The organism is Cyclobacterium sp. SOCE241, assembly GCF_056867545.1.
Genome location: NZ_CP149779.1, coordinates 1,544,653 through 1,568,727, shown reverse-complemented (window position 1 = coordinate 1,568,727; position 24,075 = coordinate 1,544,653). Strand labels below are relative to the sequence as shown.

General features: G+C 39.4%; 24 protein-coding genes and 1 pseudogene. 24 read left to right on the top strand and 1 reads right to left on the bottom strand.

Translation table 11 applies throughout. The features are described from left to right. The first annotated feature begins 54 nt into the window (after positions 1-54). The 16 genes from WG932_RS07670 (at position 55) to WG932_RS07595 (ending at position 15,728) form a co-directional block, all read left to right on the top strand. Positions 55-528, top strand: a complete 474-nt coding sequence (locus tag WG932_RS07670) for a hypothetical protein (protein WP_483087538.1) — start codon at positions 55-57, stop codon at positions 526-528. Between the two features lie 12 nt (positions 529-540). Next, positions 541-1,119: a RagB/SusD family nutrient uptake outer membrane protein gene (locus WG932_RS07665; protein ID WP_483087537.1), complete on the top strand. Its 579-nt coding sequence runs from the start codon at positions 541-543 to the stop codon at positions 1,117-1,119. Continuing rightward, on the top strand, positions 1,023-2,177 hold the full coding sequence (locus tag WG932_RS07660; RefSeq protein WP_483087536.1) for a RagB/SusD family nutrient uptake outer membrane protein: 1,155 nt from the start codon (positions 1,023-1,025) through the stop codon (positions 2,175-2,177). The genes WG932_RS07665 and WG932_RS07660 overlap by 97 nt, the downstream gene beginning before the upstream one ends. 574 nt (positions 2,178-2,751) lie before the next feature. Beyond that, positions 2,752-3,486, top strand: coding sequence for an alkaline phosphatase D family protein (locus WG932_RS07655; RefSeq protein ID WP_483087535.1), 735 nt, complete (start codon positions 2,752-2,754; stop codon positions 3,484-3,486). Between the two features lie 325 nt (positions 3,487-3,811). Continuing rightward, complete coding sequence (locus WG932_RS07650; protein WP_483087534.1) at positions 3,812-4,159, top strand: hypothetical protein; 348 nt, start codon at positions 3,812-3,814, stop codon at positions 4,157-4,159. Positions 4,160-4,236: 77 nt separating this feature from the next. Next, positions 4,237-4,524: an RNA polymerase sigma factor gene (locus WG932_RS07645; protein ID WP_483087533.1), complete on the top strand. Its 288-nt coding sequence runs from the start codon at positions 4,237-4,239 to the stop codon at positions 4,522-4,524. Further along, positions 4,517-4,822, top strand: a complete 306-nt coding sequence (locus WG932_RS07640) for a sigma factor-like helix-turn-helix DNA-binding protein (RefSeq protein WP_483087532.1) — start codon at positions 4,517-4,519, stop codon at positions 4,820-4,822. Before WG932_RS07645 ends, WG932_RS07640 begins: the two co-directional genes overlap by 8 nt. A gap of 112 nt (positions 4,823-4,934) precedes the next feature. After that, on the top strand, positions 4,935-5,423 hold the full coding sequence (locus WG932_RS07635; protein ID WP_483087531.1) for a hypothetical protein: 489 nt from the start codon (positions 4,935-4,937) through the stop codon (positions 5,421-5,423). A gap of 20 nt (positions 5,424-5,443) precedes the next feature. Then, positions 5,444-5,920: a FecR family protein gene (locus WG932_RS07630; RefSeq protein ID WP_483087530.1), complete on the top strand. Its 477-nt coding sequence runs from the start codon at positions 5,444-5,446 to the stop codon at positions 5,918-5,920. Between the two features lie 102 nt (positions 5,921-6,022). Then, positions 6,023-9,385, top strand: a complete 3,363-nt coding sequence (locus WG932_RS07625; RefSeq protein ID WP_483087529.1) for a SusC/RagA family TonB-linked outer membrane protein — start codon at positions 6,023-6,025, stop codon at positions 9,383-9,385. A gap of 18 nt (positions 9,386-9,403) precedes the next feature. Then, positions 9,404-10,987 carry a RagB/SusD family nutrient uptake outer membrane protein gene (locus WG932_RS07620; RefSeq protein WP_483087528.1) on the top strand — a complete coding sequence of 528 codons (1,584 nt, stop codon included), beginning with the start codon at positions 9,404-9,406 and terminating at the stop codon, positions 10,985-10,987. 277 nt (positions 10,988-11,264) lie between these two features. Then, entirely contained in the window at positions 11,265-12,698 is a 1,434-nt protein-coding gene (locus WG932_RS07615; protein ID WP_483087527.1) for a sulfatase-like hydrolase/transferase, read from the top strand. 9 nt (positions 12,699-12,707) lie between these two features. Beyond that, complete coding sequence (locus tag WG932_RS07610; RefSeq protein ID WP_483087526.1) at positions 12,708-14,177, top strand: sulfatase; 1,470 nt, start codon at positions 12,708-12,710, stop codon at positions 14,175-14,177. 12 nt (positions 14,178-14,189) lie between these two features. Beyond that, positions 14,190-14,756 carry a sulfatase-like hydrolase/transferase gene (locus WG932_RS07605; RefSeq protein ID WP_483087525.1) on the top strand — a complete coding sequence of 189 codons (567 nt, stop codon included), beginning with the start codon at positions 14,190-14,192 and terminating at the stop codon, positions 14,754-14,756. After that, complete coding sequence (locus WG932_RS07600) at positions 14,753-15,184, top strand: sulfatase-like hydrolase/transferase (protein ID WP_483087524.1); 432 nt, start codon at positions 14,753-14,755, stop codon at positions 15,182-15,184. The genes WG932_RS07605 and WG932_RS07600 overlap by 4 nt, the downstream gene beginning before the upstream one ends. Beyond that, a complete protein-coding gene (locus WG932_RS07595; RefSeq protein ID WP_483087523.1) occupies positions 15,144-15,728 on the top strand; it encodes a hypothetical protein in 585 nt (194 codons plus the stop codon). The genes WG932_RS07600 and WG932_RS07595 overlap by 41 nt, the downstream gene beginning before the upstream one ends. A 25-nt stretch (positions 15,729-15,753) precedes the next feature. Here WG932_RS07595 and WG932_RS07590 read toward each other — a convergent pair whose 3' ends face one another. Continuing rightward, positions 15,754-17,058, bottom strand: a complete 1,305-nt coding sequence (locus tag WG932_RS07590; protein WP_483087522.1) for an endo-1,4-beta-xylanase — start codon at positions 17,056-17,058, stop codon at positions 15,754-15,756. A 357-nt stretch (positions 17,059-17,415) separates the two neighbouring features. On the opposite strand from WG932_RS07590, the gene WG932_RS07585 reads away from it, so the two are divergent. The 8 genes and pseudogenes from WG932_RS07585 (at position 17,416) to WG932_RS07550 (ending at position 23,976) form a co-directional block, all read left to right on the top strand. After that, entirely contained in the window at positions 17,416-18,279 is an 864-nt protein-coding gene (locus tag WG932_RS07585) for a sulfatase-like hydrolase/transferase (RefSeq protein ID WP_483087521.1), read from the top strand. Further along, positions 18,207-18,956 (top strand): sulfatase-like hydrolase/transferase, encoded by a 750-nt coding sequence (locus WG932_RS07580; RefSeq protein ID WP_483087520.1) that lies wholly within the window; start codon positions 18,207-18,209, stop codon positions 18,954-18,956. Before WG932_RS07585 ends, WG932_RS07580 begins: the two co-directional genes overlap by 73 nt. Positions 18,957-19,120: 164 nt before the next feature. Next, complete coding sequence (locus WG932_RS07575; protein WP_483087519.1) at positions 19,121-19,579, top strand: carboxypeptidase-like regulatory domain-containing protein; 459 nt, start codon at positions 19,121-19,123, stop codon at positions 19,577-19,579. Beyond that, positions 19,522-21,724: pseudogene (locus WG932_RS07570) on the top strand (DUF5686 family protein). The gene WG932_RS07575 and the pseudogene WG932_RS07570 overlap by 58 nt, the downstream one beginning before the upstream one ends. Positions 21,725-21,780: 56 nt before the next feature. Beyond that, positions 21,781-22,656 (top strand): hypothetical protein, encoded by an 876-nt coding sequence (locus WG932_RS07565; RefSeq protein WP_483087518.1) that lies wholly within the window; start codon positions 21,781-21,783, stop codon positions 22,654-22,656. After that, positions 22,653-23,159 carry a hypothetical protein gene (locus WG932_RS07560; RefSeq protein WP_483087517.1) on the top strand — a complete coding sequence of 169 codons (507 nt, stop codon included), beginning with the start codon at positions 22,653-22,655 and terminating at the stop codon, positions 23,157-23,159. Before WG932_RS07565 ends, WG932_RS07560 begins: the two co-directional genes overlap by 4 nt. Continuing rightward, positions 23,120-23,761: a radical SAM protein gene (locus WG932_RS07555; protein ID WP_483087516.1), complete on the top strand. Its 642-nt coding sequence runs from the start codon at positions 23,120-23,122 to the stop codon at positions 23,759-23,761. Before WG932_RS07560 ends, WG932_RS07555 begins: the two co-directional genes overlap by 40 nt. Further along, a complete protein-coding gene (locus WG932_RS07550; RefSeq protein ID WP_483087515.1) occupies positions 23,758-23,976 on the top strand; it encodes a hypothetical protein in 219 nt (72 codons plus the stop codon). The genes WG932_RS07555 and WG932_RS07550 overlap by 4 nt, the downstream gene beginning before the upstream one ends. Positions 23,977-24,075 lie beyond the last annotated feature (99 nt).

Below are 24,075 nucleotides of genomic sequence, written 5' to 3'. Positions count from 1 at the left end.
AAGCAACCCGATGGGAATATTAATTCAGATGACAGAAAGGTTTTAGGCTCCACCGTGCCTAGCTGGTCTGGTGGCTTGACCAATAGATTTAGCTATAAAGGCTTTGATTTATCTGTGCTCGTGCACGCCAGAATGGGCCAAATGCTGAATAGCGGCTATCATAATTTAGGAGGAAACAACTGGCAAGGTAGATACAATGCCATTACAATGGATTACTGGACAGCTGATAATCCTACCAATGCGATTCCTAGACCAAATGCCGGTGAGGCCCCATTGTATGCCTCTGCCGTTAGGTATTTTGATGGTTCTTATATTAAAATAAGAAACATTGCCCTGGGTTATAATTTTAATTCCGGTTTGATCAAAAAATTAGGTTTAAACTCAGCAAGGGTTTATTCTACTGTTAACAATGCGTTTATATTTTCTCCTTATAAAACAGTGGATCCCGAAACTTCCAACGGCAGTGTAGGTGGAGGTAGCCCACTCACTACTGCCTCTTATATTTTTGGAATTAATTTGAAATTTTAAATTGACGAAAACATGAAATATTTTCATATTATTATTTGTTTCATTTTGGGCTTGTCAATAAGTTCGTGTAATGAGATTTTGACGGAAGACCCTGTAAGTTTGGCAACCTCTGATAGTTATTATGTAACAGAGAGAGGAATTGAGGATGGCCTCAAGGCGTCCTATACGACGCTCAGGGATTTTTACGGCCAGCAAAATGGGTTTTTCCTAACCGTAACAGGAACCGATATTTTCACCAATGGTTTTGGAGGGATTGCCAATAATCCGGATATTAATAACTATTCTTCAAATTTTCTAGGTACAAATTCCACGGTAACCAATGTTTGGAATGCCCTTTATGTGGGGGTAAACCAATGCAATACCGTAGTGAGTAAAATCCCTGATGTCACGGGCATTTCTGAAGAGCGAAGGAAAGAGGTAGAAGCAGAGGCTCGATTTCTCCGCGCGCTATATTATTTTCATTTGGTACAGCAGTGGGGGATGTGCATTTTACTTTGGAGGAGACAAAGGGTGTGGAAACAGAAGCCAACAAAACACCTGCATCCACTATTTATGATAATGGGATACTCCCGGATCTTGAATTTGCTGTAGATAATTTACCACCAAGTGCTGCGGAACAAGGTAGGGCTTTTAAAGGAGCTGCTGAAGCCATTTTAGCAAGAGTTCACTTGACCTTGGGTAATTGGGCAGCTGCCGAAGCCTTGGCTTCTAGTGTGATTCAGAGTTATGATTTTGAACTGGTAACTCCTTATGCTGACTTGTGGGATATCAATAATGATAGCAATAAGGAATTTATATGGTCCGTGCAATTTACTGAAGATCCGCTATTGAATGGTCCGGGAAATTCGGGGCATTTGTATTTTATCTTTGATTATACTTTCAATCCTGCCATGGTTAGAGATGTCGAAAATGGTCGACCATTTCAGCGGTTTTTACCGACCAATTACTTATTTAGCCTTTACGATAGAGACATTGATGCCAGGTGGAACGGCTCATTTAAAACGGTTTGGTATGCCAATATCTCAGCTGAAATCAATGGACACCAAGTAAATCCCGGAGATACAGCAATCCTTATAGTCATGGAACCTGTTCCTGATGAAGTCAAAATGGCTGCTCCCTATTGGATCATTGATTACAAGGGAAATTGGATTGGAGATGTGAATGCTTACCAAGAGATTGGAACAAATCAGAGAAGGAATTACCCTTCTTTATTGAAGTTTTTAGATCCACTGCGTCCCAGTACCAATGAAACTGCAGGACGTAGAGATTTTCCTGTGGTCAGGTTGGCAGAAATGTATCTGATTGCCAGTGAGGCTGCCTGGAGACAAGGAGATGCAGGTACTGCGGCTGATTATATGAATGTATTAAGATCCAGGGCAGCTATACCCGGCAAGGAAGCTGAAATGTTGGTTGATGCCAATGACATTAATCTGGATTTTATATTGGAAGAACGGGCAAGAGAATTGGTAGGTGAGAAGCACCGCTGGTACGACCTGAAAAGGACAGGTACTTTGCTCGAAAGGGTTAGGCAATATAACCTCGATGCAAGTCCAAATATAAAAGAAATGCATTTGGTGAGGCCAATTCCTCAAACACAGATAGATCGGGCGAGTAATCCTGATGAGTTTGTGCAAAATCCCGGGTATTGATCTACTTAAAAAAGCCTCTCGTAGATTAAGCGAGAGGGTTTTTTTCTTTATTAGAAATAAGCTATTTTTAACCCGGATTATGAAATAGGATTCGTAATGAGTGTTGCAATCGCAAGAAAATCAGACTGTTTGGAGATTTTAGCATAGCACCGCTATGGTGAAATTGAAAACAGCAACGAAGTGGCTGATTTTAAAGCGATTTCAGCACGTAATAGAATGTCTATTGCATATTTCGGGTTTAACTGACACTTCCAAATACCCTTGTCATATGATGGGAATAGAGATTCAATAGCGCACAATGTTTCTTTGAGTTTAAAAAAGACAATAGAGTCATTCCTATCGATACTTTAGGTAGCATAGAAAATGGCAGGGAAGTGTTGAGTTAAGATTAGTTTTATTAAGTAAAAAATGGTTCATAGCCTATCGTTCGCATAATTAAGGAATGTCTAGATCAGCCAACTCATTAATAATTTAGAGCTAAAGTTTATCAATAGGTTGCAATCCAAAAAAATAATCATTAAAATATGAATTTTAATAGAAGACGAAGTTTTGTCAAAAAGTCCTTGCCGGGCTTGTGACTTTTACTTTAAGCCCAAAAGTTGTTACCAAGGCAGGTCCTACAACTTTTAATTTTAATACCAAAGGACCTTACTTTACCAATGGGTTTAAAGTCTCAGAAGTTGGGGAAAACCAATGCATGCTATGGACGAGATTGTGTGCTCAAGCTACTCCGAACCCGGTGAGACATGAACGAATAGAGAAAGTCTTTAGACACCCCATTGATTTTGATGAAAATCAGGAAGTGAGTAAAATGGATGGGGCCGTGGCAGGAGTAGAAGGTGAAGCAAGGGTAATAATAAAAGATAAAAAAGGGAAAACTATTTTCACTTCACCTTGGGAGAAAGCCACATCGGACAATGATTTTACCGTAAAAATACATGTTACAGGACTTAAAGAAAATAACGATTATTCAATTATATGGGAAGCCAAGGAATTGGATGAAGGGAAGGTGACCAAAGAAAAAGGCTCCTTTTCGACTGCCCCTGCCGATAGTAAAGCGGTCCCAGTACTTTTAACCACATCTACTTGTCAATATTTTTGGAGTTTTGATGACAAAAATAGAGGTTTCCATACTTATGACAGCATGGCCAAGCTAAAACCTGACTTTTTTGTTCATACGGGTGATTATTTATATTATGACAAACCGGGGCCTTTGGCTAAGAATATGGAGAAAGCCCGCCACAAATGGCATGCGATGAATGGCTGGCCTTCCTTAAGGGACTTTTTAAGAAAGTACCTATTTTCATGATAAAGGATGATCATGATGTTTTGAAAGACGATGCCTATAGAGGTAAAGGTCCTTATGGGGATTTGACCTTTGAGGAGGGGTAAAGCTTTGGTATGAAAATGTTCCAATTGAAGACAAACCTTATCGAACCCTTAGGTGGGGAAAGGACCTACAATTATGGATGGTAGAAGGAAGAGAATACAGGTCTAGGAATGATATGGAAGACGGAAAAGATAAAAGTATCTGGGGGAAGAACAGATTGATTGGTTTACAAAATCTGTAGATGCATCTGATGCTACTTTCAAATTGCTGTTTACAGCAACCCCGGTAGTGGGACCGGATAGGGATGGAAAAAGACAATCATGCCAATAGTAATTTTAGACATGAAGGGGATTGGCTTAGGCAATACTTATCAGAGAAGAAAAATTTGTTTGTAGTCAATGGAGACAGGCATTGGCAGTACGTTTCCAAAGATTTAGAGACGGGATTGATGGAGTTTGGCTCCGGACCGGTAAGTGATTTCCACGTCCAAGGATGGGATGCTGATGACGTTCGCCCTGAACACCAATACCTTAATTTGATAGGAGGTTTCTTGTCTATCCAAGTAGATCGAAAAACAGGTAATCCTAAAATTAGTTTCATTCATCGAGATGTAAAGGGGGAAATTTTGCATGAGGAATCCTTTACCGGATAAAGAATAAATGGATATTATTTTTAATTTTAGACCTGTCAATTAAAGCAACACAAAATTAAAACGATAAAAAAGTTAGGGTGAGGAAGCCAAGTCAACATAAAGAAGCTGAGTTAGTTCTTCTGTTAAAACAGGGAGATAAGTCAGCATTTGAAGAGCTATATCATAGGTATATAGACAGAATGTTGACCTTTGCCTCCTCCTTTCTTTTTAACCCTCTGGAAGCAGAAGAAGTTGTGCAAATTGTATTTATAGCGGTGTGGGATAACAGGAAGAATCTAGATCCCAGTAAGCCTTTCTCTGCATACCTATTTAGGTCTATCAAAAATAGAATATTGAATCGAATAAGGGATCAAAAAAATGTGTGATTTATCTAATGTTTCGGAAGAAAAATCACTCTATGGACTTGATATAGAAAGAGAAATTTGCCTAAAGGAAACCACTCGGGAAGCTTTAGCAATTGTTAGCAAAATGCCCAAAATTCAGCAAAAGGTTTTTATTTTAAGTAAGGTAGATGGTTTTTCTAATTCGGAAATTGCAGAAAAATTAACAATTTCTACGCGTACGGTAGAACATCATATTTATAAAGCAAAAAAGTCTTTTAAAGTTAATAATTTTGAAAAATTTGGGGTTATTATACTTATTTTTAATGAAATTTTGTTGTGATCATTAAACCTGTTGCTTTTTTTAACCTATCTTTAATGATTTTTTAACATTTTTTAAATAATGAGTACGTGTTTTTGCTTTTGCCTGTGTATTATAAAAAAAGGCAAAGCAATTGGACAAAGAAAAAATAAAACGTTTCCTGAATGGTTTATCTTCTAAAGAGGAAGAATTAGAAATAGCCAAATGGTTAGAAGAGAACAATTCAAATAAAGAAATCAATACAATATTTGAGGACTCTTGGGAAGAGTCGGGAAATACCATCCATGCTGATACAAGCAAAAAGCACCTATGGGAAAAAATTGATCAAAAGACCGGAAACAAAACCAATGTCAAGAAGGGTCAACGTAAATTTTCATTTTTAAAATCAGCTGCCGTTTGGTTACTATTAGCAGGCTTCTTAGTGTTATCTGCCAAGGTTGTTTGGGAAAACAACAAGGAAGAAGGTGAGCAGGTGGTCCTAACGGAATGGGTTGAAAAATCTGTTCCATCCGGAGAAAAATTACTTTTAACCTTACCAGATAAAAGCAAGGTATTGGTGAATAGTAACTCTAAAATTAAATTCCCCACATCATTTGAAAAAATTCAAGAGAGGTCTATTTAGAAGGTGAAGCATTTTTTGAAGTGAAGAAGGATAGTGACAGACCATTTTTTGTTTTTTCCGGAGAACTTACTACGGAGGTGTTGGGAACAAGCTTTAATATTAATAGTCGATTAGAGCGTACCAAAATAGCTTTATTGGAAGGCAAAGTAAAGGTGAAAAATGGTACTGAAGAGGCTTTTTTATCACCGGGTGAAATGGTGGATGATGGCTTCAATGGCTCCGGAAAATTGGAAGTAACATCATTTATATATGCCAAGGAAATGGGATGGAAAGACGGTCAAATAAAATTCCGAAAAAAACCGCTTAAAGCTATCTTACAGCAGCTGGAGGATTGGTATGGGGTGAAATTTGAACACGAAAAAAATATCAATTTAGACAGAACTGTTACAGGAACCTTTCAAAATGATAATTTGGATAATTTACTATCCGGATTAGGCTTTACCATGAACTTCAACCACACGATTGATAATAAATATGTGAAACTTAATTCTAATTAGCCTATGAGTTAAAAAATTACAGGATAAACCCTCCATCGCCAAATGTCCGGGTTTACCCTGTCCGTTCTTATAAAATTTTATCCTATAAAAACATACTAAAATATGAAAACAAAAATACTTCACCTAATTAAAATGGTATCACGTCATATCTTATATGGTTTGCTGTTGCAGGTGATCTTCCTAAGTACCTTACTTGCGAATGATACAAATGCACAAATTAAGCCAATAGATGAAACTTACCTTCAGGTCGACCAATCAGAATGGCAAATAATAAAAATTATCGATTTGGTTGAAAATCAGACTGAGTACAGGTTGGTTTTTGCAGATGATCAGCTGAATGCTGACAGCAAGATTGTATTAAAGCCGGGCAGAAAGTCTGTATATGAAATTCTGTATGAAATTTCAGCCAAAACAGCACTCAAATTTAAACAGGTAAACAATACCATCTATGTTGGTAAAATGCGTGAATCAAAAATTTCGCCTGAAGAAGAGGTCGAATTAATGGCTCCAATTAAGGGGGTGGTCAAGGATGTCAATGGAGCTCCCATACCGGGAGCCACTGTAGTTGTAGAAGGAACTACCAAAGGAACAGTGTCTGATCTAGATGGAAATTTTAGCATTGATGTTCCGGAAGGCAAAGCCCTTCTCATTAGTTTTATAGGTTACGAATCTCAGCGTATTGTACCCGGCTCACAGACCCAACTTTCCATCGTATTGGAAGAAGACCAGACTTCTCTAGATGAAGTAGTAGTGGTAGGATACGGTGTTCAAGAGAAATTATCTGTTACCAACTCATTGGCACAAGTTGACGGAGAAAAGTTAGAAAGAAGACCGGTTGCGGATTTTCAACAATCCCTACAAGGACTTGCACCGGGAGTAACCGTGGTAGATCAAGGTGGCAGACCGGGCAACAGTAATATTAATATCCGAATTCGGGGAATCACTACCCTTGGCAACAATAACCCCTTGATAATTGTAGATGGGATTGAGCAAAGGCTCAATGATATCAATCCGAATGATATCGCTTCTGTGACAGTACTTAAAGATGCTTCTTCTGCAGCAATCTATGGGTCAAGAGCGGCAAATGGTGTTATTTTGGTTACCACCAAACGTGGTTCAGAAGGAAAAATTGCGGTAAGTTATGATGGGTACTTTGCCCTGCAAGAGGTAACCAACCGACCGGAACATATGGATTTAGAGAGCTATTTTTACCTAGAAAATGACGCTTATGCCAATGCCGGAAGAAGTATTCCTTATACGGATGAGTACATTGCCAATTATGTAGCCAATGCACCGAGTCCAGAATATCCCCTTCCTTTTCCTTACTGGAGAAAAGACGAACTTGGCATGTTAAAAACAGCTCCACAGCAAAATCATACACTTTCTGTTAGTGGGGGTGGAGAAGATTTTTCAGGCAGATTTAGTGTAAGACACCAGGCAATTGATGGGGTAGCACCTAATTTCAGTGATAAACTGAATGAATTCAGAATGAATCTGGACCTTAAAGCATCTGAAAAAATTAAATTTTCAGGGGATTTAAATTACCGTACCAAAGAGTCAATGCAACCAGCAGGAAGGTCTACCTCAGGAAATGGAGAGTCACTGGTATTTCAATACATGCTTCATGCAAGTAAGTTCTCATGGCCACAATTTGAATCAGGTGAATATGGGCTTGGGCCACAGGTTAATAACCCACTATTGTTTGCAGAACTTACCGGAGATAGCAAAACAATTAATGATTACCTGACAGGAAGTGTGAAGTTTGATTATGAAATCCTTCCTGGATTAAATTTTTCTACCCAGTATGCCGTTAGAAATACGCATGTTCAGGTGAAAACTTTCCTAAATAAATACAGGAATGAAGATCCGCTTACCGGCAGGGTGGCTCAGCGTGCTTTCAATAGCCTAAACGAATACAGATCCAATACTCGCGAAGGAACCTTAAACAGTCTATTGACTTACAACAAGGTTTTGGACAATCATAAATTTACGGGCTTGTTAGGTTATTCCACTATTGAGCATGAGACCAACTTCATTACAGGATACCGTCAAGAGTTTTATAACAATGATGTACAGTCTTTGAGTCAAGGTTCAAATGAAAATCGTGATGCTACAGGAGTTGACAGTGAGTGGGGTTTAAGGTCTTATTTTGCAAGATTAAATTACAATTACAATGATCGGTATTTCGTTGAAGTAAATGCCAGGTATGATGGTTCTTCCCGATTTAATAAAGACAATAGGTACAGTTTTTTCCCTTCTTTTTCTGCCGGGTGGAGGCTTTCTGAAGAAACTTTCTGGATGGAATGGAAAGATTTGATCAATGAATTTAAGTTAAGAGGTTCTTATGGTGGTACAGGTAATCAAGCAGTAGGATTATATTCTTTCTACGAAACCCTAAGTGCGATCAATTATTCATTCAATGAAGCACCGGTTCAAGGTTTTACACAAACCAATCTTGCCAATCAGAATTTGACCTGGGAGACCACCTACCAAACCAATTTAGGTTTTGATATGGGGGTATTGGATGATAGAATTTCTTTGACTTTTGACTATTATGATAAAACCACAGATGGAATATTACTTCAGTTGCCTATTCCTGCTTTAATTGGCTTGGGAGCACCTGTGCAGAATGCCGGGGTTGTAAATAACAGGGGATATGAAATTGGATTGAATTTCCGTGGGGGTAATAAACTAAGCTATGACCTGGGACTTAATTTCAGTCAAAATAAAAATGAGGTGATTGATCTGGTTAATTCAGGACCTTATATTTCCGGAGGTACTACAGCTCCTCGATTTATTATTCAAGAAGGAATGCCTATCAATTCTCATTGGGGGTATATCACAGATGGAATTTTTCAGACCCAAGAAGAGGTGGATAATTATCCTACCTTAAGGCCTAATAGTGCTCCGGGTGATGTGAAATATGTAGATGTTAACGAGGATGGAATCATCAATGAAAATGACCATCAGTACCTGGGTTTGTCTTTTCCTAAATTTGACTTTGGAACCAACGGTACTTTCACTTATGGTAATTTTGACTTGTTTTACCAATTTCAGGGGGCCGCAGGACATAAAACCAGATTAGATGGTGCTTTTCAGCAAATCGCTACCTATGAAACTTTTACCCACGCCATTTATACCGACAACTATTGGACTCCGGAAAACACAGATGCAGAATTTCCGAGACCAATTAAAGGGGATCCTAGGAACTTTCAAACCTCAGACACCCAGTTGATTGATGCCTCGTATTTAAGGCTAAAAAATATAGTATTAGGTTATACTCTGCCTGAATCTATAATCGAAAAAATCTCTGTAAGTAGTATTCGTGTTTTTGTAGGGGCTACTAACGTGTTAACCTTTTCAGAGTTAAACAGATGGGATTTGGATCCTGAAATACCTTCGGGAAGGGGACAGTACTACCCACAAGTGAGTATGTATTCCCTCGGAGCAAATGTTAAGTTTTAAGATTGAATCGCTGATAAAATGAAGAATTTTAAATATATATTGCTATGCTTCACCATCGTATCACTGGTGGCATGTCAGGAAGATCTATTGGAAACAATTCCAAACGATAGGATTTCAAAAGAGATCTTTTGGAAAACCCTCGAAGATGTTGAATACGCCTCAAATGCAGTATATCCTGCTCTAGATGGGACTAATATTTTCTACTATGATGGAATAACAGATCAATTGATGACCAACCATCCTTTCAATTCAAATACAGATATCCAACGAGGATTTGGCACCATTGCTTCAGGAAAATTTTATTCAGAATGGGAAAATGCCTACCAAGGAATACGAAGAGCCAATGATTTTATGGATAATGTAGACCTTGTAGAAGAGGATGATCAAGAGGCTATAAATAGGTTTAAGGGCGAAGTAATGACCCTTAGGGCTTACATTTACCTTAAATTGATTATGTTGTATGGAGATGTTCCATTGATTACTTCTGGCATAGACATAGAAGAAGGCCGTACGGTTACCAGGACACCAATTGCTGAGATTTGGGACTTTATAGAAGAAGAACTTACCCAAGCAGCAGAATGGTTGCCTTATGAAAACAATGGTAGGATAGGGAAAGGTGCAGCCTTGGCACTCAAAGCCAGAGCGATGCTTTATTCCGGGAAATTCAATGAAGCTGCAGAAGCCGCCAAAGAAATTATGGATAGCGGAGTCTTTAGTTTATACCCTGATTACTTCAACTTGTTTCAATATGAAGGAGAAAATAATTCTGAGGTTATTCTCGCGAGAGAATTTGCAGTGGATGTAAACGCACATAATATTTATTCGAGCGTAGCACCATGGAGCCAAACCTCAGGAAGTAGTGGGAGTTTGTATGTACCCACCAAAGCCATCATTGATGCTTATCCAATGGCCAATGGATTGCCTATAGATGATCCGGAAAGTGGCTATGATCCATACAATCCTCATGAAAACAGAGACCCAAGGTTGGCCCAATCAGTATTTTTAACCGGAATTACCCCTTTGCCTGATGGTGGGACTTATGGAACTATTCCCGGCACAGATGGCTCTGATGCAGTTCAAATAACTGTTTATTCCACTGCTTCGGGCTATAATGTGAGAAAGTATGTGGATGCCGCAGATTATAGCAACCCTTCAAATTCGGGTTTAAATATCATGTTGATTCGATATGCTGAAGTATTATTGACTTATGCTGAAGCCAAGATAGAAATGGGCGAGCTGGATGAAACGGTGTATGCTGCCATTAATGAGGTGAGACAAAGAGAGAGCGTTATGCTTCCTTCTGTTACTCCTGAACAAGCAGCCACCCAAGAAAGTATGCGGGAAGTTGTTAGAAATGAACGTCAGATTGAGTTGGCTTTTGAAGGCTTCCGCTTATTTGATATTCGAAGATGGAAAATTGCTGAAAATGTGATGCCCGGCGTCCCACTTGGGATGCAATACGTAGATGGCGATGGCAATTTGGTTCAAATATCCCTTGATGGCTTTGATAGGTCTTTTGATCCTGAAAGAGATTACCTGTGGCCTATCCCAAACAGGGAAAGAGAATTGAATACAGCACTGACCCAAAACACAGGTTGGTAATGGTAAGCACTCCCGGATTTTCCGGGAGTGCTTATTTTTTATCCATTTTGTAAAAGGATAACAAAACTTAAGGAGTCTTTATCAAGTGATAAACAGGGGCATATTTTGAAAATGGTGCTGCCATTGGTAAGCGATAAATCCTTTCATGGCATCAAATCAATACCTTAACTAGATTAGTCTTGTAGGCTTCAGGAATTTTGACTAATATCCCTTATCAAAAAGATAAACTTGATTTTACCATTTAATTCCATCTATTGATTGCTTACAACCACCACCCATGCAAAGACCTTATATTAAGCTTAAAAGTATCCCCTTTATTCTTATAGGAGTTTGTTTCCTAAACAGTATTTCTTCCTACGGAAGACAAAATTCCAATTCAAGTGCTCCTCCCAATATTCTTATCATTACTGTTGACAATATTGGTTATGGAGATTTTAAATTCCTTAATAAAGACTCTCCGATCATAACACCAAATTTGAATAAATTGGCCAAACAAGGAGCTGTATTAACCAATTTCTATACCGGATCTCCTACTTGTACAGCCTCCAGGGCCAGTTTACTTACCGGTAGGATTCCACAAAGAAACAAACTGGACTATCAACTTGGAGGCCTGGCAGGAAATTATGGCATTGGTCTTCCACAGACTGAAATTATTATTCCAAAGGTATTGAAAAGCAGTCCTCATGGATATCAGACAGGTGCTTTTGGAAAATGGAACATTGGCTTTGCCCCGGGCTCCAGGCCTACAGAAAGAGGTTTCGATGAATTTCTTGGGATTGCATCGGGAAATGTTGACCACTTTTCACATGTATATGCCGGTAGACATGATCTTTATCACAATACCACCTCCATCAATAGACATGGCGAATACAGTACCGACTTGTTTGCCAATGCAGCCATAGATTTCATTAATGAGAAAACTTCAGAGAATAAGCCATGGATGGTTTATTTACCCTTCGACGCACCCCATCATCCGGGAGACAGGAATATTGCACCGGGGGAAGAGAATATTTGGAAAGCGCCGGATTATGCTTTTAAACCTTACGGTTTGAGCCCTGATGAAAGAGATCCCAAAAAGAGATTCAATGCCATTGTTACTGCAATTGATATGGCTGTAGGCAGGTTAATGGATTCATTGGACGAATTGGGTATAGCTGACAATACCTTTGTATTTTTCTACTCCGACAACGGCGCATTTTATCCCTACTTGGATATTCAATCCAACGCGCCTTTAAACGGTGCAGGGGTAACCCTTTGGGAAGGCGGAATCCGTGTTCCTGCCTTGGTGAGATGGCCCGGTAAGGTGAAAGCAAATGAAACCATTGATACCAGACTTTGGTCCTTGGACCTGATGCAGGCTGCCGCTAATTTGGCTGAGGCAGAGTTGCCACAAGACAGGTATTACGATGGAAGAAATCCACTGCCAGTATTAACAGGAGCAACTAAACATTCTCCCCATGCCTCCATGTTTTTTAAATACAAGGGGCAGGAAGCATTGATTTGGGGAGATTATAAGATCTTCAGAGAAAGTAATGAAGAGCCTTGGAAGCTTTTTAACCTTCAGGAAGATATTGGAGAAACCAATGATCTTGCTGAGAAAAGGCCCGATTTGGTGAAAAAATTAGAAGAACCATTTAAATTAACAGAAGCGGAGATTAAGAGTGATTTGGAACGTGAGCGATTGACACCCTATTCCTCCAATAAAAATTAAATTAAATTCATGAATACCCAGCTAAGACGAATAGCATTATTTGCGACCTACCTTTTGTGTTTGTCGCTATCAGTGGAAACGATGGCTCAAAAGTCAAAGAAGCCGAATATTCTTTTTATAATTTCAGATGACCTTACAACTACAGCCGTTTCTTCCTATGAAAATTCGGCCGGTTGTACCCCAAATATCGATCAGTTAGCTAGGGAAGGAACAAGGTTTACAAGGGCGTATTGTCAGTATCCCGTATGTGGTCCTTCAAGGGCATCTATGATGTCAGGATATTATCCTCATGCTACAGGGACTTTCGGATATGTGAGTGGAAGAGAGAATATTGGTCCGGATAAAAAAATGTGGCCACAATTGTTCAAAGAGAATGGTTGGTTTACAGCCAGGGTAAGCAAGATTTATCACATGGGCGTTCCTATAGATATTGAGAAAGGGTCTAATGGGACTGATGATGAAGCCTCATGGAATGAAAGGTACAATAGCCAGGGTCCGGAGTGGACAGCTGATGGTGAAGCGGAATTGGTACAAAACAATCCCTATGGCCTTTTGCCAAGAAAAGGAGGAAATGTGATGACGATCGTCAAAGCTGAAGGTGATGACTTGGTACACTCGGATGGTAAAACAGCTGAAAAAGCTTCAGAATTGATTCGTTCTCACAAAAACGAGCCTTTCTTTTTAGCCGTAGGTCTGGTAAGGCCCCATGTGCCCTTTGTTGCCCCCAAGCCTTACTTTGAGAGGTTTCCCTATGAGCAGGTAGTCCTTCCTCCCAAAGTAGATGGTGATTGGGATGATATTCCTGTCCGAGGGATAAATTATGTTACCACAAAAAATGCTAAAATGACTGAGGAGCAGCAAAAGAAAGCCATTGCTGCTTATTATGCTTCTGTAAGCTATATGGATGCTCAGGTAGGTAAAATTCTTACCACATTAAAAGAAGAAGGCCTTGAAGACAATACCATAGTAATCTTTACTTCTGACCATGGTTTTCATTTGGGAGAACATGATTTTTGGATGAAAGTAAGCTTGAAAGAGGAATCTGTAAGGGTGCCTTTGATCGTGAAAATCCCCGGTCAAAAAGCCCAGGTTTCCAATAGTTTTGTGGAGTTAATTGACTTGTATCCAACCATAGCTGAGTTGGCAGGAGTGGATGTGAAAGATCAAATTCAAGGAATAAGTTTTGTGCCTACCTTAGATGACCCAGATTTTAAAACCAGAGACATGGCATTTTCTGTCAATAGGTGGGGAGGGAAGCATGCCTTTTTACTAAGGAATGACAAGTGGGCCTTTACCCTTTACAATGAAGATGGAAGCGATGGCATTGAATTATTTGACATGGAACATGATCCCAAACAATTTAATAATCTGGCAAGCTTTCCAGCCTACCAAGATATTGTTACTCAGTTAAAGGAGGAAGTTAATAGGAAGTTAGTGGCCATTAGAAACAATGATTTGCCGGCAAAACCGGCTAAATAAAAATGATAATTAATGACAAACCCAATGAATGACCTGACTTCTAAATACTTGAAACATTATCTTCTTTTGGTTCTTACATTAGGGCTTTTAGCCTCATGTAATGAAAAGGCTGAAACTCAAGAAAGCCTACCCAATGTAGTACTTCTGCTTGGCGATGACCATGGCTGGGATGAAACCGGATACAATGGACATCCATTTCTCCACACGCCTGTATTGGATGAAATGGCTAAATCCGGTGTGCGAATGGATCGATTTTATTCGGCATCTCCGGTTTGCTCCCCTACCAGGGGTAGTATCATTACCGGGAGACATCCCAATAGGTATGGCACTTTTACCCCGGGGTATTCCATACGTCCGGAAGAAATTAGTATAGCAGAACTCATGAAAAATGCAGGTTATGTTACTTCTCACTTGGGGAAATGGCACCTGGGCCCTGTCAAAGAGGCTTCACCTACCAATCCAAAGCATTTTGGGTTTGATGAATATCTTTCTCACGATAATTTCTTTGAAATGAATCCTCATTTGTCAAGAAATGGAGCCGAACCGGTTGTTTTTGAAGGGAGAGTTCTGAAATTTTGATTGCAGAGGCCATCGATTTTATCGAACGTTCCAAAGAAAAAAATCAACCCTTTTTTATTATGGTCTGGTATGGCTCTCCTCATGAGCCCTATAGTGCAAAACCCGAAGACTTGGCCTTGTATGACAATTTACCGGAGGATTTCGGAAATCGGATGGTTAGGTTGACTTCCAACGAAACTGGTGGACCGGTAGAACGGCTGCAACGTGAAGTCTTAAGGGAACGATTCGCTGAAATCACAGCCATGGATAGGTCTATAGGGCAATTAAGAACCTATCTTGACGGGGAGGGAATTCGAGACAATACCTTGCTATGGTACTTTGGCGACAATGGAACACCTCAGGAGGGAAATGCAACAGTTCCTTTCAGAGGTCAAAAAGGACGGGTATATGAAGGGGGTGCGAGTTCCTTCAGTTTTGGAATGGCCTGAAAAAATAAAGAATCCTTTTATTACCGAGGTTCATGGTGTTTCCAGTGATGTATTTCCTACCCTTTGTGAAATTACAGGTCAAGCACTTCCTGACCGACCCATTGATGGCATCAGTCTCTTGCCTATGCTGGAAGGAAAAATGGATAAAAGACCAGAGCCTATCGCCTTCTGGAATGGTAGACCAAGAAACAATGGCGAAGGTTTGGCCGATTATATAGACCCGGAATTACAAAAAGGTACCTCACCTCTAGTAAAGTTGATGAATGGGATACCCACCAGAAACTTTAAAAATTTCAAGCAAACCGATATCCAAGAAGAGGATTTTTCCGGTCCTCGGACTTTATTGGGTAATCAATACAAGTTGGTGATCCATGGAAGTACTGGTGATGCAGCCGAAAAAGAACTCTTTGATATCAATGCAGATCCGGCAGAGGAAAATAACATACTATCAGATCACCCGGAAATTGCTGAGAAAATGGAAAATACTTTACATGATTGGCAACAATCCGTCTTAGAGAGTTTGATCGGAAAGGATTATCAATAAATAAATGGATCAAGGAGTGGAGCAATCAATGGTGGTTGCTCCATTCTTTTTTATGGGAAATTATTCTCGTTTGCCCATCAATGGTTATTTGGTATTCCCCATAAAATGCATCGGCTGAAAATTGACCTTCAGCATCTGCTGTACCGGTCCTCTCCGTCCACCAAGTGTCAAAAATCAATTTTTGGTAAGCTTTAGCTGTAGGTTTGGGTTGCCAGTCTCTGGTATATAAGGAGGAGGCCGGAATCCAATTGGCACCTTCCCAAAAACCCCACATTAAGATACCTTCCACTGCCGGGTGGGCAAAGCAAATGCTATAATAATCCACCAATTCCATGGCATTTTGTTTTTCTTCTTCAGGACTCATGACCAATTGCGTGTCTTTATGGAATTTGGATCGTTGGCCGGGCATATTGAATTCGGTGATACGAATGGGTAAACCAAATTGAGCCAGGGAGTCAAGGCTACGTTTCAGTTCCTTTCTGTCAAAGGTACTGCCATGCAAGTGACCTTGCACGCCTATTCCGGCAATCGGAACATTATGGGCCATTAGATCCCTAATTTGGGCCAAATAGTCTGCCAATCTGTTTCCTGTTAGGATATCGTAATCGTTGAGATAAAGTTGAGCGTCAGGATCCCCTTCAAGCACCCATTTGGCCATTTTCGCGGTTATGTCCGGCCCCAGCCGATCTTCATAATAATTGCCATGGATCATTTCATTGTTCAGATCGTATTCTACAAAGCGCCCTTTGTACTTTCGAGCAATGCTAATGGCACGATCTTTTATGGTTGCCTCCAGTTCTTCATCACTCAATTCCATGATCCAAGGCTGCACAAATTTTTCTATACCCCAGAATAAATTATGTCCCCTGAGAGGGATGTCGTTTTCATCTGTCCAATTCAAAATGCCTTCTACGGTTAAGTGATTGACTTTACCTTTTTCCCTTTCCATATTGGCCCACTTGAGCGCATTTTCGGTGACGGCACTGTTGAAGTTTTTAAGAAAATGAGCCTTGTATTGGTTGAGGTCCTCCGGAGACATATTCCCGGATCCCAGTCCATTGGCAATGGCTGCCCCAAACCAGAATTCATGAGAAAGCTGCTCGATGGAGACCTTGGTTCCGGGTTTTGCCTTGACAATCAGCTTGCCTTTTCTATGCTTTGCAATAGCTTGATCAGTAGGGTTGGTTTGGGCAATGGTCTGCGCACTCGTACAAATCAGGACAACTAGACTAAATAGGATAGAGGATATTTGACGAAGGTGATGGGGTGATTTGGTGATAGGGTGATGTGGTGATTGGGTGATCGAGTGAGTTTGGGATGTGTTTTTCATTGGGTTTAACATTTTGGGTTTCATTGATGTAGAACGAAATTAACAATTAACCATTAATATTTAACCATTTTACGAGAAGGATGGGGTGATGTGGTGAGCTCGTGATGTAGTGATCGGGAGATGTAGTGATCGGGTGAGCAGGTGATTTGGTGATGGGGTGGTGTAGTGATTTGTTTTTTCTCGTTCTATTATTTGGATTTTGCTGATATAGAATGAAATTAACAGTTAACATTTACCCATTAACAATTAATAACTAGCAATTAACCATTAATAATTAACAAATATTGCATATTGCTGTTATTTTTGAATTCGGTAAATTGTTATCGGAATTGCTTTAAACCAATAAATACCTTTTGCATGAAAAAGTTCTTGCTTTCTTCCTCACTTTTATTTTGCTTTTTGGGCCTTGGCCTGGCACAAACAAGTGAATCACCAAATATAATATATATTCTTGCAGATGATATGGGGATTGGTGATGCCTCCTGCTACAATCCTGATGGTAAAATTAAAACCATTCATCTCGATAAAATGGCCGAAAATGGGATGAAGTTTACAGATGCACATACCAGCTCTTCAGTGTGCACACCTACTCGATATGGAATCCTAACAGGTAGATACAATTGGCGGTCTACACTTAAGAATGGCGTTTTAGGAGGGTATTCAGCACCATTGATCAGCAACGATCGATTTACTGTTGGAAAGCTTTTGCAAAAGGCCGGATACCATACCGGATTTATTGGCAAATGGCACCTGGGATGGGACTGGGCATTCAAAGAGAAGTATGAAAATATTGACAATTTAAATACCATTTTAGAGGTTGACTATACTCAGTCAATAAAAAATGGTCCCAATCAAGTAGGTTTTACTTATGCGTATGGTTTCAGCAGTTCCCTGGATATTCCGCCATATGTTTACATTGAAAATGATAAGGTTACAGCGCTTCCTGAAAAGATGACAGTTAATGTGGACGATAAGGGATTTTGGAGAAAAGGTCCTACAGGAGCTGATTTTAAACATGTGGAGGTGATGTCCAACTTAACACAAAAAGCAGTTGAGTTTATCGACCAAAATGCCAACCAAAAAGAGCCTTTTTCTTATATTTCCCCCTTCCTGCACCTCATACCCCTATTTTGCCCACTACGGAGTTTATGGGTAAAAGCAATACCAATATGTATGGAGATTTTGTTTTGCAAGTGGATGACCTGGTGGGGCAAATTGTAGCTGAACTTGAAAGAAAGGGAATTATCGACAATACCCTTTTGATTTTTACCTCAGACAATGGCTGCTCCCCAAAAGCCAATTTCTCCGAATTGGCCAAAGTAGGTCATGATCCAAGCATGGGTTTTAGAGGGCACAAAGCAGATATTTATGAAGGAGGCCATCGCGTCCCTTTTATTGTTCAATGGCCGGATAAAATAAAAGGAGGAGAAACAGCTGACCAAGTGATCTGTACCACTGATTTTATGGCCACTGTAGCAGATATTCTGAATGAAAAAATGCCTGAAAATGCCGGAGAAGACAGTTTCAGCTTTCTGAAGGTGCTTAATGGATCCATGGATAGCGAAGTAAGACCTTCCATAATTCACCATTCCATTGAAGGAAGATTTGCCATAAGAAAGGACAATTGGAAACTGGTTGCCTGGCCGGGGTCTGGTGGTTGGACGGCCCCACGGTCTGCAAAGGAACTTGCCGGTTTACCGGCCATGCAACTTTTTGATCTTTCAAAGGATCCGGGAGAACAAATCAATTTGATCAATGATTTTCCACAAGTAGCCTTAAACTTGAAAAAGGAAATGATAAGCTTAATTAAAGAAGGAAGAAGTACTCCCGGTCCAGCACTTGTCAATGATGGGCCTAAAGTTTGGGAGCAAGTCAAATGGGCTTATGAAGCGCAATAAAGTAAATTGGCACATTACCTTTTTGGTGACTTAATTAGTAAGCTAAACAGTTGATTTACAGGTCGGTAAATTAAGGGATTGATTTAGGTGAAATGATTGGTTCTGAAGCGTGTTTTGGCAAACCTATGATTGGTACTTTAAATAGAATTTGTAAAACAAGCTTATTGTTTACCTTACTTGGTCTGGCATCAATTCCTTTGTTTGGTCAAGGGATTAAAGGTTTTGTATCAGGGGAATATGGTAAACCCTTGGCTTTTGCCACTGTTTTTGCCAGAAACCTAAATGATGGTATCCCGACCAATCAAAACGGTTATTTTGAATGGAAACTTCCTAAAGGTAATTATAATTTGCTTTTTCAGCATTTGGGGTATACTACACAGCTAAAGGCGGTAGAAGTTAAAGAGGATTGGGTAGAAGTCAACATTTCCTTGGAAATGCAAACCTATGGATTGACTGAAGTAGAGGTAAAAGAAGGTGCTGAGGATCCCGCATTAACAGTTATCAGGAAAGCCATCGCTAAAGCCAAATACCATAAACTTCAAGTAGAAGCTTATACCATGATGGTATACATCAAGGGTACCGGAGAGCTAAGCGATGCTCCTTTTTCCTTAAGAAGAAGTTAGCGAAAGAAGGTGTTAGCTTAAATGAAGCCTATACTTCAGAATCGGTTTCTAGGGTTAGTTTTACACAACCGAATCAAATCAAAGAAGAGGTCATAAGCATACGGACAAGTGGAGACAATAACCAAACTTCTCCTGCTCCATATATTGGGGCGAGTTTTTATGATGACAAGGTAAATGAAATCATAAGCCCCTTATCAAGGTCAGCTTTTGCCTATTATAGGTTTCGCTTGGAGGGTACCTTTCTGGAAGATGAGGTACTTGTGAACAAAATAAGGGTCATTCCTCGGTCTAAAGGGGAAAAGGTCTTTGATGGTTATATTTACATTGTAGAAGATTTATGGTCTATTCATAGTTTGGATCTTAATACTTCTCTTTTAGGTTTTGAGATTAGTGTTCGCCAACAATATGCTCCCATAGAAAAAAGTATGGATGCCCATCACCCATACCTATATTTTTGGAGGGAAATTTTTCGGTTTTGAAGGGCAGTTTCAGTATTTGGCTTCCACGAGAGATTACGAGCTAACCCTCAACCCGGAGCTACAGTTTGATACTGAAATTCTAAATGAAAAAGTCACAGATATTCCTGAAGAAGTGAAAAGTTTAACCAATAAGGAAGCCCCACTTTTGCAATTGGAGGAAGCTGAACAGTTGAGTAGAAAACAATTCCGGAAACTAATCACTGCCTATGAAAAAGAGCAAGTTAAAGCACGAGAAGAGCAAGAAATAGTGTCAGTAAGAAGTCAAGTGATTGATTCGCTGGCGACCCAAAGAAGCATGGCTTACTGGGACAGTATCCGACCGACACCTCTAACTAAAAAAGAGATTTTAGGTTATGCTAGAGACGATAGTTTGGCGCTTGTAGCCAAAGCTAAAAACAGTGAGGTTGATAGTATCGCTCAAAAAGCAAAAAGAAAGTTTAATCCTTTTGATCTACTTACCTGAGGGAGGTACAATTTTGGAAAAGGTAAGTCTGCTGGGTTTTATACCAATTGGACAAAAATGTCCTTTAATACTGTAGAAGGCTTTAAATTGGGTTTTTCCGGATTTTATAGGAAGGAGAAAATCACCAAAATGGCTGATAGTGTGACCAATGAGGTAAGATCATGGAACTTTAAGCCGGAGTTTAGGTATGGATTTGCGAGCAAAAAGGCCTACATGACTTTAAATTTCCGTAGGTCTGTAACCAAAGGAAGGGAAGGGTATTCTTGGGGAATGGATGGTGGAAAATTTATTTACCAATACAATGAGGAAGCTCCTATAAGTGAACAAGTAAATGCCTTGTATTCCCTATTTTTTAGAGAAAATTATATGAAGCTTTATGAAAAGTACTTTGCCAAACTTTATTGGGCTCAAAGGTTGGGAGATCAATTTACTTATAGGGCAAGCTTTAGTTTGGAAGATAGAAGTCCATTATCCAACCAAAGTTATTATAGCTTGTTTTATAAAGATAGCAAAGAATACACTTCAAATAAGCCATTTCAAAAAGGCTTTAACGAAAGTTATTTTGATTCAAATCAAGCAGCCATAATTGATTTAAGCCTTGATTGGAGGCCGGGGTTAAAATACCATATGAGGAATAATCGAAAAATTCCACTAATGACTACTGCTCCTCTAATAATGTTCAGGTACAAGCAAGCAGCTCCAATTGTTTTTAAAGGGGCTGAAGTGAGTGAATATCAACATGCGGAATTGGGATTGAAACATTCTGTTCCCTTTGGCGTGAGTGGAAGGTTGGCATTTAATTTATTTGCGGGTGATTTTTTTGATGGAGCGAATGCCTATTTTATGGATTTTAAACATTTGGGAGGCAATAGAACGGTCTTTAGCAATATGGGGGCAGCCAGTAACTATAGGTTTTTGGATTATTATTCCTTTAGTACCTTGGATCGCTATTTTGGAGGTTTGATTCATTACCAATTCAGAAAATTTATTTTCACTCAGTTACCGGGATTGAGATTTTCAGGAATTAGGGAAAATCTTTTCTTTAATTATTTGAAAACAGAAAACTCCCTCACTATTGGGAGCTGGGTTATTCTTTGGATAACCTGTTTAGGTTGTTTAGGCTGGAGATGGGGGCAGGATTTGAAAATGAGAAATACAGCTCAGGTGGCTTTAGGTTTGGGATTGCAACCTTTATTTCAATAAATATAGCCGAGTAAAGGGTTTTAGTTTACTTTTGTATCATCCTAAATGCATACTCTTTGAAAGATTTACTTTTAATTACTCCTCCATTTACCCAGTTGAATACGCCTTATCCCGGCACAGCCTATTTAAAAGGCTTTTTGAACACCAAAGGGATCAGTAGTTTTCAAATGGATTTGGGCATGGATGTTATTCTGGCCATGTTTTCTAAAAAAGGATTGGAAGAGATTTTTTTATTTGCGGAGCATAACCAGACCATTAAAAGTGAAAACGCAGGTAGAATATATGCGCTAAAAGAGGTATACCTCCTTTCAATTGAACCTGTAATCCTTTTCCTGAAAGGGAGCAACGCGACCCTGGCCAGAAAGATTTGTGCAGATAATTTTTTGCCAAAGGCTGCTAGATTCGAACATTTGGATGACTTGGATTATGCTTTTGGAAATATGGGAATGCAGGATAGGGCCAAACATTTGGCTACCCTCTATTTGGAAGACTTGTCTGACTTTATTATTGAATGTGTAGATTCAAATTTTGGCTTCAGTAGGTATGCAGAGTCGCTAGGAAAAAGTGCCAACAGTTTTGACGAACTTTATGGTAAGTTAAACAGAGAACTTACTTATATCGATCGAATAAGTATTAAGTTGCTGGATATTCAAATGAAAACCATCCAACCTAAAATGGTTGGTTTATCTGTTCCTTTTCCCGGGAATTTGTACAGTGCCTTTCGCTGTGGGCAGTTTATTAAACACAATTACCCAGAGGTTAAAATTGTAATGGGAGGAGGGTTCCCAAATACTGAATTGAGAAGTGTTTCTGACCAAAGGGTATTTGATTTTGTTGATTTTATTTGCCTGGATGATGGCGAAAAACCCATAGAGATTCTATTGAGACTAATAGAAAAAAGCAATTTCCATTTGATTCAAATACGAAATTGAAGCGTACTTTTTTTCGGTATGGTGAGAATGTTATTTATAAGAATGATTCCGAAGAGAAGGATTATAAACAAAATGAATTAGGCACTCCCGATTATTCGGATTTGGATCTGAATAAATACATTTCTGTCATAGAAATTGCCAACCCCATGCATAGTTTATGGAGTGATGGAAGGTGGAATAAATTAACCATGGCCCATGGCTGTTATTGGGGAAAATGTACATTTTGTGACATATCTCTGGATTATATAAAAATCTACGAACCTCTAACTGCAGGGATTTTGGTTGATAGGATGGAGCAATTGATAAAAGAAACCGGTGAGGGCGGTTTTCATTTTGTCGATGAAGCTGCACCACCATCCCTTATGCGTGCTGTTGCTCTGGAAATTATTAAACGAAAACTTAGCCTCACTTGGTGGACAAATATTCGTTTTGAAAAAGTTTTTCACTTGACTTATGCTTATTATTGGCAGCTTCCGGTTGTATCGCAGTATCCGGTGGGTTAGAAGTAGCTTCGGATAGATTGCTTAAGCTTATTGATAAAGGTGTGACTGTGGAGCAAGTGGCTCAAGTTACCAGAAACTTTACAGAGGCAGGTATTATGGTTCATGCCTACCTTATGTATGGTTATCCTACCCAAACAATTCAAGAGACCATTGATAGCCTTGAAATGGTTCGTCAGTTGTTTGAGCAAGGTGTGTTACGTTCGGGTTTTTGGCATCAATTTGCCCTTACAGCTCATAGCCCTATTGGTTTGGCACCAGAAGAATTTCATATTATTTCCAAGCAGAATACAGTCACTTTTGCAAACAATGACATTGCATTCTCAGATCCAACCGGGGTAGATCATTCCCAATTTAGCTTTGGTTTAAAGAAGTCACTTTTTAATTTTATGCATGGCATAGGTTTCGACTTTCCCTTGCAAGAATGGTTTGAATTTAAAATTCCAAGGCCTACCATAGGTCCGGATTACATTGCTTCCTGTCTTGAAAATGCAGACCATAAAACGCCAAAGGATACCGCCAAGGTGGTTTGGATAGGAAACGCCCCAATTGTGGAAGAAAAAATCGTTCGCAAAAAAAGAAATCTTTCCCAAGGGTATTATTGACCTTTCACACTCCTTCAGCCATAGTGGACCTAAGCCTAACAAAAAATCAGACGGATTGGTTGTTGGATATACTGGAGGAGATGAAAACATCATCAAGACCTCTTTCCTATATTGCTTTTAAGGATAGCTTTGAAGAGTCTTGTGGGAATTTTGATGCTTTTTTTACACCCTCAATGAAAGAAGAATTAAATGCTTGTGGATTATTAATCCTATAAAAGGTTAATGTAACTTATTGATTAAGTTATACCATGGCTTTTTCAGTCTTAAAAAAATTGTATATTTAGCTTTTAATAAGTCCCAAAATAAACTAAATC

Bases quoted from the DNA above. Each gene is read 5' to 3' on its own strand.
- WG932_RS07665 (WP_483087537.1), top strand. From the start codon at position 541: ATGAAATATTTTCATATTATTATTTGTTTCATTTTGGGCTTGTCAATA.
- WG932_RS07650 (WP_483087534.1), top strand. From the start codon at position 3,812: ATGGAAAAAGACAATCATGCCAATAGTAATTTTAGACATGAAGGGGAT.
- WG932_RS07640 (WP_483087532.1), top strand. From the start codon at position 4,517: ATGTGTGATTTATCTAATGTTTCGGAAGAAAAATCACTCTATGGACTT.
- WG932_RS07625 (WP_483087529.1), top strand. From the start codon at position 6,023: ATGAAAACAAAAATACTTCACCTAATTAAAATGGTATCACGTCATATC.
- WG932_RS07620 (WP_483087528.1), top strand. From the start codon at position 9,404: ATGAAGAATTTTAAATATATATTGCTATGCTTCACCATCGTATCACTG.
- WG932_RS07615 (WP_483087527.1), top strand. From the start codon at position 11,265: ATGCAAAGACCTTATATTAAGCTTAAAAGTATCCCCTTTATTCTTATA.
- WG932_RS07610 (WP_483087526.1), top strand. From the start codon at position 12,708: ATGAATACCCAGCTAAGACGAATAGCATTATTTGCGACCTACCTTTTG.
- WG932_RS07605 (WP_483087525.1), top strand. From the start codon at position 14,190: ATGACAAACCCAATGAATGACCTGACTTCTAAATACTTGAAACATTAT.
- WG932_RS07595 (WP_483087523.1), top strand. From the start codon at position 15,144: ATGAAGGGGGTGCGAGTTCCTTCAGTTTTGGAATGGCCTGAAAAAATA.
- WG932_RS07590 (WP_483087522.1), bottom strand. From the start codon at position 17,058: ATGAAAAACACATCCCAAACTCACTCGATCACCCAATCACCACATCAC.
- WG932_RS07585 (WP_483087521.1), top strand. From the start codon at position 17,416: ATGAAAAAGTTCTTGCTTTCTTCCTCACTTTTATTTTGCTTTTTGGGC.
- WG932_RS07580 (WP_483087520.1), top strand. From the start codon at position 18,207: ATGGGTAAAAGCAATACCAATATGTATGGAGATTTTGTTTTGCAAGTG.